At 73.7% G+C, this 11,604-nt stretch carries 10 protein-coding genes; 3 read left to right on the top strand and 7 right to left on the bottom strand.

The window, feature by feature from the left end; all coding sequences use genetic code 11:
- Positions 1 to 2: 2 nt before the first annotated feature.
- Both ABZX65_RS15965 and ABZX65_RS15960 read right to left on the bottom strand, forming a co-directional pair.
- Entirely contained in the window at positions 3 to 845 is an 843-nt protein-coding gene (locus tag ABZX65_RS15965; protein ID WP_355339104.1) for a nitrilase-related carbon-nitrogen hydrolase, read from the bottom strand.
- Positions 846 to 1,022: 177 nt separating this feature from the next.
- The gene (locus ABZX65_RS15960) at positions 1,023 to 2,585 is read right to left on the bottom strand and encodes a hypothetical protein (protein WP_355339101.1); all 1,563 of its coding nucleotides are present in this window, start codon (positions 2,583 to 2,585) and stop codon (positions 1,023 to 1,025) included.
- A 150-nt stretch (positions 2,586 to 2,735) separates the two neighbouring features.
- On the opposite strand from ABZX65_RS15960, the gene ABZX65_RS15955 reads away from it, so the two are divergent.
- Both ABZX65_RS15955 and ABZX65_RS15950 read left to right on the top strand, forming a co-directional pair.
- On the top strand, positions 2,736 to 3,173 hold the full coding sequence (locus ABZX65_RS15955; RefSeq protein ID WP_355339098.1) for a MarR family transcriptional regulator: 438 nt from the start codon (positions 2,736 to 2,738) through the stop codon (positions 3,171 to 3,173).
- Between the two features lie 68 nt (positions 3,174 to 3,241).
- Positions 3,242 to 3,808, top strand: a complete 567-nt coding sequence (locus ABZX65_RS15950) for an isochorismatase family protein (protein ID WP_355339095.1) — start codon at positions 3,242 to 3,244, stop codon at positions 3,806 to 3,808.
- 24 nt (positions 3,809 to 3,832) lie between these two features.
- Here the strand turns inward: ABZX65_RS15950 and ggt are convergent, their stop codons facing one another.
- Positions 3,833 to 5,839: a gamma-glutamyltransferase gene (gene ggt / locus ABZX65_RS15945; RefSeq protein ID WP_355339092.1), complete on the bottom strand. Its 2,007-nt coding sequence runs from the start codon at positions 5,837 to 5,839 to the stop codon at positions 3,833 to 3,835.
- A 109-nt stretch (positions 5,840 to 5,948) separates the two neighbouring features.
- Between ggt and ABZX65_RS15940 the strand changes: the two genes are divergently transcribed.
- A complete protein-coding gene (locus ABZX65_RS15940; protein WP_355339089.1) occupies positions 5,949 to 6,725 on the top strand; it encodes a hypothetical protein in 777 nt (258 codons plus the stop codon).
- Here the strand turns inward: ABZX65_RS15940 and ABZX65_RS15935 are convergent.
- Genes ABZX65_RS15935 through ABZX65_RS15920 form a run of 4 tightly spaced genes read right to left on the bottom strand, consistent with a single transcriptional unit; the run spans position 6,694 to position 11,579 of the window.
- Positions 6,694 to 7,446 carry a ZIP family metal transporter gene (locus ABZX65_RS15935; protein ID WP_355339086.1) on the bottom strand — a complete coding sequence of 251 codons (753 nt, stop codon included), beginning with the start codon at positions 7,444 to 7,446 and terminating at the stop codon, positions 6,694 to 6,696. The genes ABZX65_RS15940 and ABZX65_RS15935 overlap by 32 nt on opposite strands.
- Before the next feature lie 55 nt (positions 7,447 to 7,501).
- Positions 7,502 to 8,497: an SGNH/GDSL hydrolase family protein gene (locus ABZX65_RS15930; RefSeq protein WP_355339083.1), complete on the bottom strand. Its 996-nt coding sequence runs from the start codon at positions 8,495 to 8,497 to the stop codon at positions 7,502 to 7,504.
- Positions 8,498 to 8,517: 20 nt separating this feature from the next.
- A complete protein-coding gene (locus ABZX65_RS15925) occupies positions 8,518 to 9,708 on the bottom strand; it encodes a cation diffusion facilitator family transporter (protein ID WP_355339080.1) in 1,191 nt (396 codons plus the stop codon).
- Complete coding sequence (locus ABZX65_RS15920) at positions 9,705 to 11,579, bottom strand: transketolase (protein ID WP_355339077.1); 1,875 nt, start codon at positions 11,577 to 11,579, stop codon at positions 9,705 to 9,707. The genes ABZX65_RS15925 and ABZX65_RS15920 overlap by 4 nt, the downstream gene beginning before the upstream one ends.
- Between the last annotated feature and the right edge of the window lie 25 nt (positions 11,580 to 11,604).

Raw genomic sequence — 11,604 nt, 5'->3', positions numbered from 1 at the left:
GCTCAGCCCTCCGTCAGGTCGCCGTAGGCGTCGGGCCTGCGGTCGCGGTAGAAGGCCCAGGTCTGCCGGACCTCGTCGATCAGGTCCAGGTCCAGGTCGCGGACCAGCAGTTCCTCCTTGGTGTCGGAGGCGGTGCCCTCCACGAACTGGCCGCGCGGGTCGACGAAGTAGCTGGTGCCGTAGAAGTCGTTGTCGCCGTACTCCTCGCGGCCGACCCGGTTGATCGCGGCGATGAAGTACTCGTTGGCGACGGCCGCCGCGGGCTGCTCCAGCTTCCACAGGTACGCCGACAGGCCGCGGCTGGTGGCCGACGGGTTGTAGACGATCTGGGCGCCCGCGAGGCCCAGGGCGCGCCAGCCCTCGGGGAAGTGGCGGTCGTAGCAGATGTAGACGCCGATCCGGCCGACGGCGGTCTCGAAGACCGGCCAGCCGAGGTTGCCCGGCTTGAAGTAGTACTTCTCCCAGAAGCCGTTGACCTGCGGGATGTGGTGCTTGCGGTACTTGCCGAGGACGGTGCCGTCCGCGTCGATCACGGCCGCGGTGTTGTAGTAGACGCCGGGCTGCTCGATCTCGAAGACCGGCACGACGATGACCATGCCGGTCTCGCGGGCCAGCGCCCGCATCCGCTGGACGGTCGGCCCGTCGGGGACGGGCTCCGCCCACCGGTAGTGCTCGGCCTCCTGGACCTGGCAGAAGTAGGGGGCGTTGAACACCTCCTGGAAGCCGATCACCTTCGCGCCCTGCGCGGCGGCGGCCCGGGCGTGTTCCTCGTGCTTCGCGATCATCGATTCCGTATCGCCGGTCCAGGTGGCCTGGACGAGCGCGGCACGCACGACATTGCTCATGAGCAGCTCCTCAGACGTGGCAGCTTCACGCCGGTAGTCCCGTTCTACGCCCGTAGATCCCAGCCGTGGGGAAGAACGTAGAAGCGCCCTACCCACTGTGGCAAGACCGCTACCGTTACCGGGCGAAGACGATCACGTTTCCCCCTCGGGGAACCCGTTCGGCGGCGCGCGCCCGCGTCAGCCGCCGGGCAGGCCCGCCCGGCGCAGGGCGGCCACGATGTCGCGGCGGCGGGATTTGGAGACGGCTTCCGCGGCGTCCAGGACGGGAACGGCCAGGCCGGGGCGGGCTCTGACCACGGCGGCGGCGTCCTCGGGCGGACGCGCCCGGGCGAGCGTCCGCAGGAGTTCGCCCGCCTCCTCGTGGCGCCCCGCGTCGGCCAGGTCGCCCGCGATCGTGGCCAGGTCGGCAGGCGGGCGCGACGCGGCCTGGTGCAGGAGCGTGCGGCAGTCGCCGGTACGGCCCGCGGCGGCCAGTTCAGAGGCGGCGGCGGCCAGCGGGGCGCCGGGCAGCGCGGCGACCTCCCAGAGCAGGGTGGCCACGTCGGCGGCCAGTTCGGTGCGCTCCAACTCCCTGAGCAGGTAGGGCAGTCGGGGCGCCGGGCCTTCCGCCGCCTCGCAGATGACGACGTAGGCGGCGCCGCTCTGCCCGGTACGGCGCAGCTCGCCGAGGCGCGCGGCCTCCTGCCGCGCCTCGGCCAGCCAGCGCGGGTCGAGGGTGGGCCGCGCCTGGCGCGGTTCCGCGCTCTCCGGGGCGCCGGCGAAGCGCGCGCCGCGCGGGGTGGCGCGTACGGGTCCCTGGGCAGTCGCCTGCGGGGCCGGGGCGGCGGGGGCGCCCGCGAAACGCGCGCCGCGCGGCACCGACCGCTCCAGGGGCGTTTCCTCGGCGCCCGCCGCCTCCTCGAAGGCCCCGGCGAAGCGTGCGCCGCGCGGGCGGGAGGCGCCCTTGGTGCGCGCGCCGGTCGCCTTGGCGGGCCGCGGTCGCGCGGCTTCCTCGGGGCGGGGGTCGCGGGCCCAGGAGGCGGTACGGGCGGCGGGCGCGGCGGGGTCGCGCTCGGGGGGCGGGGAGAGCTGGGCGGCGGGATGCCGCTCGGCGGCCGGGGAGAGCTGGGCGGCGGAATGGCGCTCGGCGGGCGGGGAGGGCTGGGCGGCGGGGTCGCGCTCGGCGGCCGGGGAGGGCTGGGCGGCGGAATGGCGCTCGGGTGTCTGGCGGAACCAGTCGGCGGCCGGGGGCGCGGCGAAGGCGGCCAGCCGGGCGCGGAGTTCGTCGCAGCGGGCGGCGGCCCGCTCACGGTCGTCGCGGGCCCAGGCGAGGATGTTGGCGAGCCGGGCGGTGGCGGCTCCCGCCGGGTCGGCGGGGGCCTGGTCGAGGGCGCGGGCCGCCTCGCGCTCGCGCAGCAGCGCCATGTCACGGGCCCGCGAGGTCACTTCGAGCCGGAGGCGGAGCGCGCTCTCCGCGCCGGGCGCGGCGTCCCACTCCGCGACGGCGGCGCGGTGCAGGACCCGGGCACGGGACACCTCCGCCTCGTCGAGCGGCGCCCGGACGGCGGCGGCCAGATCGTGCAGGACGGCCCCGACGACGTCCCAGGGCGGTATGTCCGCGCCGCCCTCGTAGGCGTGCGCGGCCTCCGGCTCACGCCCCGCGAACACCCCGTACCAGCCGGGACGGTCCCCGAGCGCCGCCACCATCGACCGGAAGTAGAACGTGAACTCCGTTGCCGCACCGGCCAGTTCCGTTGTCATCACACCCTCGCATCCGCCGCCCCCGCTCCCCGCGCCCGGTGGGCATTCGACACCCACGGTGTTACGGCGCTGCTACGGGGAGTTTTCAACGGCGGACGATTTCGACAGTCAAACTTGCAAGTTTTCCTGTCGACGTCGTACGGTGCAACCATGCCCACTCAGGACCAGGCGCGGGTCGCCGACGAGCTGACCACGGTGATCGCGCAGCTCCAGCGCCGGTTGCGCACCGCGTCGGCCTCGGCGCAGGGCGCGCTCACGCCCTCGCAGGTCTCGGTGCTGGGGCGGATCGGCAGCGAGGGTCCGGCGACCACCGCCGCCCTGGCCCGCGCCGAGATCGTCCGGCCGCAGTCCATGCGGATGACGCTCGCGGCCCTGGAGGAACGCGGCCTCGTCGCCCGCTCGCCGCACCCCACCGACGGCCGTCAGGTCGTCTTCTCCCTCACCGAGGCAGGGGTCCGGCTGCGCGGCACCGGCCGCCGGGCCCGGCGCGGCTGGCTCGCCGAGGCGATCGCCACCGAGCTGTCCGCCGAGGACCAGCGGCGGCTGACCGAGGCGCTCGGCATCCTCCAGCGCCTGGTCAAGGCGTGACCGCACAGCCACGACCCCGCGACCCGAACAGCACGGCAACACCGTTCACCGCACAGGGAGTTACCCGCATGACCGCCACGACGATCGACCCCCGCACCGCCCTTGTCGTCATCGACCTCCAGCGCGGCATCGTCGCGCTGCCCACCGCGCACCCGGCCCGGGAGATCGTCGCGCGCGCCGCGAAGCTGGCCGCCGCCTTCCGCGAGCGCGGGCTGCCGGTCGTGCTGGTGAACGTGGCCGGGGGCCCGCCAGGACGCAACGAGGGCCCGGCCATGAGCGGTTCGCTGCCCGCCGACTGGACGGAGCTGGTGGACGAACTGGATGTCCAGGACGGCGACATCAGGATCACCAAGCTCCAGTGGGGCGCCTTCTACGGCACCGCGCTCGACCTGGAGCTGCGCCGCCGCGGGGTCACGCAGATCGTGCTGGCCGGCATATCGACCAGCATCGGCGTCGAGTCCACCGCCCGCGCGGCCCACGAACACGGCTACCACGTGACGGTCGCCGCCGACGCGGTGACCGACACCGACGCCGAGTCGCACGCCCACGCGTTCGCCAAGATCTTTCCGCGGCTGGCCGAGACGGCGGGCACGGACGAGATCATCGCCCTGCTGCCCGCCGCCCCGGCCGCCTGAGCGGAGTAGCCGCGTCGAGGCAGGTCAGCGCGTGGGAACCACCACCAGCGCCGAGCCGCCGCCGCGCCGTACCGGCTCCGCCGCGGCCAGCCACCGGCCGTCGGAGAGCCGTTGCACACCGGTGGCGGCGCCGATCTCCGGATTCTGCGTGAAGTGCTGCCCGAGGGCTTCGAGTTGTGCCTTGAGCGGGCTGTTCCACAGGGCCGGTTCGAGTTCGGTCGCCGCCGCGTTGCGCTGGCTGGCGCGCGGCGCGGCGATGGCGTCCACCAACGGCAGGCCCCGGTCGACGTGTTCGGTGAGCACCTGGAGCACGGTGGTGATGATGGTCGCGCCGCCGGGCGAGCCGACCGCGAAGTCCACCCGGCCGTTCTTCAGCACGATCGTCGGCGAGATCGACGAGCGGGGCCGCTTGCCGGGCCCCGGCAGGTTCGGGTCGTGCACGGCCGGGCTGGCGGGCACGAAGGAGAAGTCCGTCAGCTCGTTGTTGAGCAGGAAGCCGCGGCCCGGGACCGTGATCGCGCTGCCGCCGGTCTGCTCGATGGTGAGGGTGTAGGCGACGACGTTGCCCCACTTGTCGGCCACGGTCAGGTGCGTGGTGTTCTCGCCCTCGTAGGTGGTCGGCGCGGCCTTGCCGGTGGCGGCGCACGGGGTGGGGTGCGCCGGGTCGCCGGGCGGGAGCGGGCTGGTGAGCGCCGCGTCGTCCTTGATCAGGCAGGCCCGCGAGGCGGCGAAGCCCTTGGAGAGCAGCCCCGCGGTCGGCACCTGCTCGAACGCCGGGTCGCCGACCCAGCGGCCCCGGTCGGCGAAGGCGATCCGGCTGGCCTCGATGTAATGGTGCAGATACTGCGCCTGGTCGGCGTGCGCCAGGTCGGTGTGCTCCAGGATGTTCAGCGCCTCGGCCACCGTGGTCCCGCCGGACGACGAGGGCGCGGGCCCGTACACGTCGAGGCCGCGGTAGGTCGTGTGCGTCGGCGCCTGGGTCTTGGCGTGGTAGGCGGCAAGATCCGCGGCGGTCAGGTCACCGGTGCGCACCACGCGGGTGGACGCCGGGTCGACCGGGGGTTTGCGTACGGTCCTGACGATGTCCGCGCCGATGTCGCCGCGGTAGATCGCGTTGATCCCCTTGCGGCCCAACTCCTTGTACGTGGCCGCCAGTTGGGGGTTGCGCAGGGTGGAGCCGACCGCCGGGGGCTGTCCGCCGGGCAGGAAGAGCGCGGCGGTGGCGGGGAAGTCCTTGAAGCGGTCCTGGTTCGCCGCGGTCTGGGAGTTGAAGGTCGCGTCCACGGTGAAGCCGTCGCGGGCGATCCGCTCCGCGGGCTTGAGGACGTCGCCGAGCGAGCGGCTCCCCCAGGAGTCCAGGGCGGTCTGCCAGGTGGCGGCGGTGCCGGGCACGCCGACACTGCGCCCGCTGGTGACCGCGTCGGCGAAGGCGAGCGGCTGGCCGTTCTCGACGAAGAGCTGGTCGGTGGCGCTGCGCGGGGCGGTCTCGCGGCCGTCGATGGTGGAGACCTTGTGCTGCCGCGCGTCGTAGTAGACGAAGTAGCCGCCTCCGCCGATGCCCGAGGAGTACGGCTCGGTCACGCCGAGGGCGGCGGCGGTGGCGACGGCCGCGTCCACGGCGTTGCCGCCGCGCCGCAGCACCTCGATGCCGGCGGCCGACGCGTCGGCGTCCACGCTGGCGACCGCTCCCCCGTAGCCGACGGCCAGCGGGGTCTTGGCCGTGGAGCCGGGCGGATGCGCGGGGCCGCCGTGCCGGGCGGGCGCCGCGGCGGTGACCGCCGCCACCGCCGCGGTGACGGCGAGCGCAGCGACCGCGCGGACGGCGGTCCTGCGGACGCGGGACCCGCGGACGGCCGTACGGGACGCGCCCGGACCGCCTTCCGGACCGCCGCCCAGACCGCCGCCCGGACCGCCGTCCGGTCCGCTGTCAGAACGCGTGCCCGCGGCCCTGCCCCGGGCGCCGCCGGGGCTGCCGCCCGGGCCGCTACGGAGACCGGTGTCGCCACCACTGCTGTCACTTGTGCGTCGCATTGCGGAGTCCTCCACTCAACGGGCGTCCCGGAAGCGTAACTTCACCTCTCCTGTCCCGTCAGGACCGCGTATCCCCGCGGTGGGTCGAACACCGCTACGATGCCGCGCCATGAGCGACGACCTCCGCAATCTCGTCCTGGGCCTGGTGGCCCTCGCCATCGGCGCCGCCCTGGGCTGGTTCGCGCGCACCTACCTGCTCAGCCGCAGGCACCAGCGCAAGCAGCGCTTCTTCGGCCTGCCGAAGGACTCCGAGTGCCTGCTGGTGGTGCCGCGCGACCCCGGCTCGCGGGGCTGGAGCCTGGCCAGGCACGACGCCTTCGCGCTGCTGGAGCTGGCCGCGGTGATCAAGGAGTGCGGGGCGCACGCCGAGGTGCTGGCGCACGACACGGCCTGGCAGGGCTTCGGCGCGCGCACCGAATTCTGCATAGGCGGCCCGGCCGCCAACCTCCGGCTGGCCGCGCATCTGCGCTCGATGCTGCCGGGCGTCGAGATCGACACCGACCCGGCGCCGGGGCCCGAGCAGGGCGCGATCAGCGTCGGCGGCGAGACGTACCTGATGGAGAAGGGCGCCGTCGAGTACGTGCTGCTGGCCCGGCTGGCCGCCGCCCGCGACTCGGGCAACGACCGCCCGGTCTTCCTCTCCTCCGGCCAGCGCGGCATCGCCAACCAGGCCGCCGTCCGCTATCTGGCCAGGCACCAGGTGCGGCTGGCCCGCAAGCACGGCGCCGACGCGACCTTCTGCCTGCTGCTGAAGGTGGTCAATTCGCAGGCGTACGGCTCCGACGTGGTGGAGCTGGTCGCGGACGTCACCAAGGCCGCGACGACGGCGCCGAAGGCGCCCAAGGGCGGCAAGGTCATCCCGCCAGACCGATCACCAGCCACATGAGGGACGCTCCGCCGACCGTGCACAGCAGCGTCGAGGTCGACGGGTGCGGGCTGTGCGCCTCGGGGAGGATGTCCGAGGTCGCCAGGTAGAGCAGGAAACCGGCGAAGAAGCCGAGGTAGAGGCCGAGGACACCGGCCGGGATGGTGAAGGCGAGGGTGACCGCGGCGCCCGCCACCGGCGCCAACGCGTCGGCGCCGAGCAGCAGCCGCGCCCTGCTGTGGTCGTTCCCGTACATCCGGGTGATCGTGTACGTGTTGAAGCCGTCCGCGAAGTCGTGCGAGACGACCGCGATGGCCACCACGATGCCGACGGTGCTGCCCGCCTGGAAGGCCGCGCCGATCGCGAAGCCGTCCATGACGCTGTGCCCGACGAGCGCGGCGCCCGCGGTGAGGCCGATGCCCTTGACCGGGGCGTGGGCGTGCCCGTGGCCGTGCGCGTGCGGCGCGTACTCGCCCTCGTGCGCCCGGTGGATCGCCACCGAGCGCTCGACGATGTGCAGGGCCAGGAAGCCGGCGACGAACATCAGCAGCGCGGCGGGGACGCCGAAGACGTCCCGCGGCTGCATGTCCAGCGCCTCGGGCAGCAGGTCGAAGCCGACGACGCCCAGCATCAGACCGGCCGCGAGGCCGAGGACGAGGTGCCTGCGGTCGCCGATGCGCTGGGCGACGAACCCGCCCACCAAGGTCATCGCGAACGCGCACGCGGCTATCAGGACCGGCATGAGGTCATGATCCATGACGCCCGGCGCGCCCGCGACTCAGGGGTACCCCTGAGCCTTACCGACCGTGACCGACGCGGTGTCCCGTCCCGACCGTCCTCAGCACCGCCCGGGCCATCGACTGCTCGCCCTTGGCGTTCGGGTGCGCGGGCGCGGCGGGTGACGCCGGGGCCAGCGGCTCGATCCAGCGGTCGGCGGGCGCCTTGCACATGTCGTGCCCGACGGTCGGCTTGTACGTGTCGACGTAGCGCGCCCCGCCGAGCAGCGCCTCGACCCGCAGCATCGCGTTGAGCTTCTTCTCCACGTCCCTCAGGTACGGGAAGTCCCCGGCCGCGAAGGGCACGGACGGGAAGCAGCCCACGCCGTCGTCGGGCAGCAGGTCGGGGTAGCCGACCAGGACGACCTCCGCGTGCGGCGCCCTGCTGTGGACCGCGCGCAGCACCTGGGCGATCTTGGGGGCCGTCTTGAGGATGGTCACGGTGAGCTGGTCGACGCCCGTGGCCCGGTAGTGGTCCTTGCACGGGCTGCCCGTGACGTCGGTGACGCTCAGCCCCGCGCAGGTGGCGATGATCGGGCCGAAGCCGACGTCGTTGCCGCCGATCTGCACGGTGACCAGCGTCGTGTCCCGGTGGACGGCGTCGAGCTGCGGGCCGTTGGTGCCCTGCGGCTTCCACATCTCGGCGGTGGTGGCGCCGCCGCAACTCACGTCGGTGAACGACGCGAAGGCGTTCGCGTCGTTCACCAGCGACGGGTAATTGCGGTCGGAGCGCGCGCAGTTGGCGTCGACCTGGGTGGGGATGGCCGGGCCTGAGGTGTACGAGTCCCCGAGCGCGACATAGTGGACGGCTGGTGCCGGGCGCCCGTGCGAGGGCGGGCGGCCTCCTGAGTGGGCCGCCGCGGGCGAGACGGTGGCGGCGGTGAGCGCGAGCGCCCCGCCGAGGGCCGCGGCCACGGTGACGGCGGTGCGCCTGCCGGACGTCCTGCCCCGTACGCTCCCGGTTTCGGTGTCCTTGTCGCCCGCGGTGCCGTTTCCGTTGCCCAGACCTGCGGCCATCGAGCCCTCCCCTGGTGTCGTCATTGACGATGCTCAGGCTCGGGTGTGCTCGCATCGCTGTCAATGGCCCGTCGCTCCCGCGTCGTTCGGGCTTCACGTTCCGTTCCGGCGTCGGTGATGTCGAGGAACACCCGGTCGGCGGTGGGCCACTTGGCGTGGATGTCGCGCCGGATGCGCAGGCTGACCTCCTCGACCCGCTCGCTGTCCAGGCCGCCCACCAGGTCGATCCTGGCGGCCACCAGCGTGGAGTCCAGGCCGAGCCGCATGGTGAGCAGTTCCTCGACGGTGTCGATCTCCCCCTGCCCCAGGAGCAGTTCGCGGATGCCGTCGCGCAGTTCGGCGTCGACCGAGACGCCGATGAGCTGGTGGTGGGCGGTGCGGCCGAGGGTGAACGCGACGACCATCAGCAGGGCGCCGATCGCCATCGAGGCGATGGCCTCGCCCAGCGCGTTGCCGGTCGTCATGTGGATGACCATGCCGGCGGCGGCGAACAGCACACCGATCACGGCGGTGCTGTCCTCGGCGAGGACCGTCCGCAGCGCCGGGTCGTCGGCGCCCTCGTCGGACCGGCGCGCCTGGACCACCGCCTTGAGCAGCGAAGCGCCCTCGGCGAGCAGCGCGATCAGCAGGACGGCCAGACCCGCCACGTATCCGCTGCGGGACTCGTCTTCCGTGCCGCCGAGCGCGTGAATGCCCTGGTAGAAGGAGAAGCAGCCGCCGAGCACGAAGATGCCGACGGCGGCGAGCAGCGACCAGAAGTAGCGCTCCTTGCCGTAGCCGAAGGGGTGGTCGCTGTCGGGCGCGCGGCGGCTGCGGCGCAGCGACAGCAGCAGGAACACCTCGTTGAGGCTGTCCGCCACCGAGTGCGCGGCCTCCGAGAGCAGCGCGGGCGATCCGGAGAAGAGGCCCGCGGCGGTCTTCGCGGCGGCGATCACCAGGTTGGCGCCGAGCGCGACGAGCACCGCTCCCTTGGTGCCCTCGTCGCGCTCGCCGCCGGTGTCGTCCGCGCCGGGCTTCGGCGGTCCGGACGCCGCACGGCCGGTGTCCGTGTCACCGGCGTCCGTACCGCTCGCCTCCGTGCCGCCTGCCGCCGTGTCGCCGGTCTCCGTGTCGCCGGTTTCCGTCTCGCCCGTTCCGGTGTGCCCGGAGGGTTCCGGGGCGTCGCCGGTCAGGTCCTGGTCGGTGCTGGTCAGGGTGTGCTCTCCACTCATTCGTGTGTGTGCCCGATCAGCGTCCGGGCCGCGGCGGCGATGGCGTCGGCGTCGATGCCCGCCGCGTGGAGCTGTTCCTCGGGGGTGGCGGAGCCGGGCATGGTGTGGACGGCCAGGCGGGTGAGCAGCGGCATCGGGTGACCGTTGCCGAAGGACTCCAGGACCGCGTCGGCCAGGCCGCCCTCGGGGTGGTGGTCCTCGACGGTGACGAAGCGGCCGGTGGCCCGCGCGGCGGCGCGCAGCGCCTGGGTGTCGACGGGCTTGACCGAGTAGAGGTCGAGCACACGGGCGCGGATGCCGTCGGCGACGAGCCGGTCGGCGGCGGCCAGCGCCTGGTGCAGGGTGACGCCCGCGCCGATGAGGGTGACCTGGTCCTCGGGGTGCTCGCGCAGCAGCTTGCTGCCGCCGATCGGGAAGTCCTCCTCGGGCCCGTAGATCACCGGGGTGGCCCCGCGGGTGGCCCGCAGATAGCCGACGCCGGTGCGGTCGGCCAGCGCGGCGACGAGCTTGGCCGTCTGATTGGCGTCGCACGGATACAGCACGGTGCTGCCGTGCACCGCGCGCATCATCGCCAGGTCCTCCAGCGCCATCTGCGACGGGCCGTCCTCGCCGATCGCGACGCCCGCGTGCGTGCCGACGACGTTGAGGTCGGAGCGGCTGACCGCGGCCATCCGCAGGAAGTCGTGCGCGCGGGTCAGGAACGCGGCGAAAGTGGCCGCGTACGGTGTCCAGCCGCGTACGCCGAAGCCGACCGCGGCGCCGATGAGCTGCTGCTCGGCGATGTAGCACTCCACGTACCGCTCGGGGTGCTCCTTGGAGAACAGCTCGGCCTTGGTGGAGTCGCCGACCTCGCCGTCCAGGACCACGACGTCCTCGCGCCGGGTGCCGAGCGCGGCCAGCGCCTCGCCGAAGGCGGTACGGGTGGCCACGTCCTCGCCGATCCGGTACTCCGGCAGCGCCGCGGACGGGTTCCCGCCGCGCTCGCGCCGCTCGGCGTCCGGCGGACGGCGTACGTGGACCCGCAGGTCGCGTACGCCGCCGAGCTCGCGGATCGCGGCCTCGGCGTCCGGCAGCGGCTTGCCGTGCATGCCCTCGCGGTCCTCGACGGCCGCGACGCCGCGGCCCTTGCGGGTCCTGGCGATGATCGCGGTGGGCGCGCCGCGGTTGGTGCGCGCGGTGGTCATCGCCTCGTCCACGGCGGCGATGTCGTGGCCGTCGATCTCGACGGTGTTCCAGCCGAAGGCGCGGATACGGCGGGTGTAGGCGCCCAGGTCCCAGCCGTGCCGGGTGGGGCCGCGCTGGCCGAGCCGGTTGACGTCGAGAATCGCGGTGAGATTGTCGAGCCCTTCCATGCCGGCGTGCTCGAACGCCTCCCACACCGAGCCCTCGGCCAGCTCGCTGTCCCCGCACAGCACCCAGGTGCGGTACGGCAGGTGCTCCAGGCGTTTGGCGGACATCGCGACGCCGACGCCGATCGGCAGCCCCTGGCCGAGCGATCCGGTGGCGACGTCGACCCAGGGCAGCCGGGGCGTGGGGTGGCCCTCCATGCGGCTGCCGAGCTTCCTGAAGGTCAGCAGTTCCTCGTCGGTGATCGCGCCCGCGGCCTTGTAGGCGGCGTAGAGCAGCGGTGAGGCGTGGCCCTTGGACAGGATCAGGTGGTCGTTGCCGGGGTGGTCGGGGCGGTCGAAGTCGTAGCGCAGATGGCGGGCGAAGAGGACGGCGGCCAGATCGGCCGCGGACATCGACGACGTGGGGTGGCCGGACCCGGCGGCGTCGGCGGCGCGTACCGCGTCCACCCGCAACTGCTGGGCGAGTTCGGTGAGCTCGGCCGTGTCGACCGGTTCGGTGTCGTGCGTGGTGACGTCGTTCATGGCGGCGTCTCTCCCTTCGTGGCGT

The sequence above is a fragment of the Streptomyces sp. NPDC003300 genome (genome assembly GCF_040610915.1).
Classification (GTDB): Bacteria; Actinomycetota; Actinomycetes; order Streptomycetales; family Streptomycetaceae; genus Actinacidiphila.
Note: the sequence above shows the minus strand (reverse complement) of the source record. Positions and strands in the feature narration are given on the sequence as shown.

What these genes read in the sequence shown, in the direction of transcription:
- ABZX65_RS15965 (WP_355339104.1), bottom strand. Translation starts at nt 845, where the DNA reads ATGAGCAATGTCGTGCGTGCCGCGCTCGTCCAGGCCACCTGGACCGGC.
- ABZX65_RS15960 (WP_355339101.1), bottom strand. Translation starts at nt 2,585, where the DNA reads ATGACAACGGAACTGGCCGGTGCGGCAACGGAGTTCACGTTCTACTTC.
- ABZX65_RS15955 (WP_355339098.1), top strand. Translation starts at nt 2,736, where the DNA reads ATGCCCACTCAGGACCAGGCGCGGGTCGCCGACGAGCTGACCACGGTG.
- ABZX65_RS15950 (WP_355339095.1), top strand. Translation starts at nt 3,242, where the DNA reads ATGACCGCCACGACGATCGACCCCCGCACCGCCCTTGTCGTCATCGAC.
- ggt (WP_355339092.1), bottom strand. Translation starts at nt 5,839, where the DNA reads ATGCGACGCACAAGTGACAGCAGTGGTGGCGACACCGGTCTCCGTAGC.
- ABZX65_RS15940 (WP_355339089.1), top strand. Translation starts at nt 5,949, where the DNA reads ATGAGCGACGACCTCCGCAATCTCGTCCTGGGCCTGGTGGCCCTCGCC.
- ABZX65_RS15935 (WP_355339086.1), bottom strand. Translation starts at nt 7,446, where the DNA reads ATGCCGGTCCTGATAGCCGCGTGCGCGTTCGCGATGACCTTGGTGGGC.
- ABZX65_RS15930 (WP_355339083.1), bottom strand. Translation starts at nt 8,497, where the DNA reads ATGGCCGCAGGTCTGGGCAACGGAAACGGCACCGCGGGCGACAAGGAC.
- ABZX65_RS15925 (WP_355339080.1), bottom strand. Translation starts at nt 9,708, where the DNA reads ATGAGTGGAGAGCACACCCTGACCAGCACCGACCAGGACCTGACCGGC.
- ABZX65_RS15920 (WP_355339077.1), bottom strand. Translation starts at nt 11,579, where the DNA reads ATGAACGACGTCACCACGCACGACACCGAACCGGTCGACACGGCCGAG.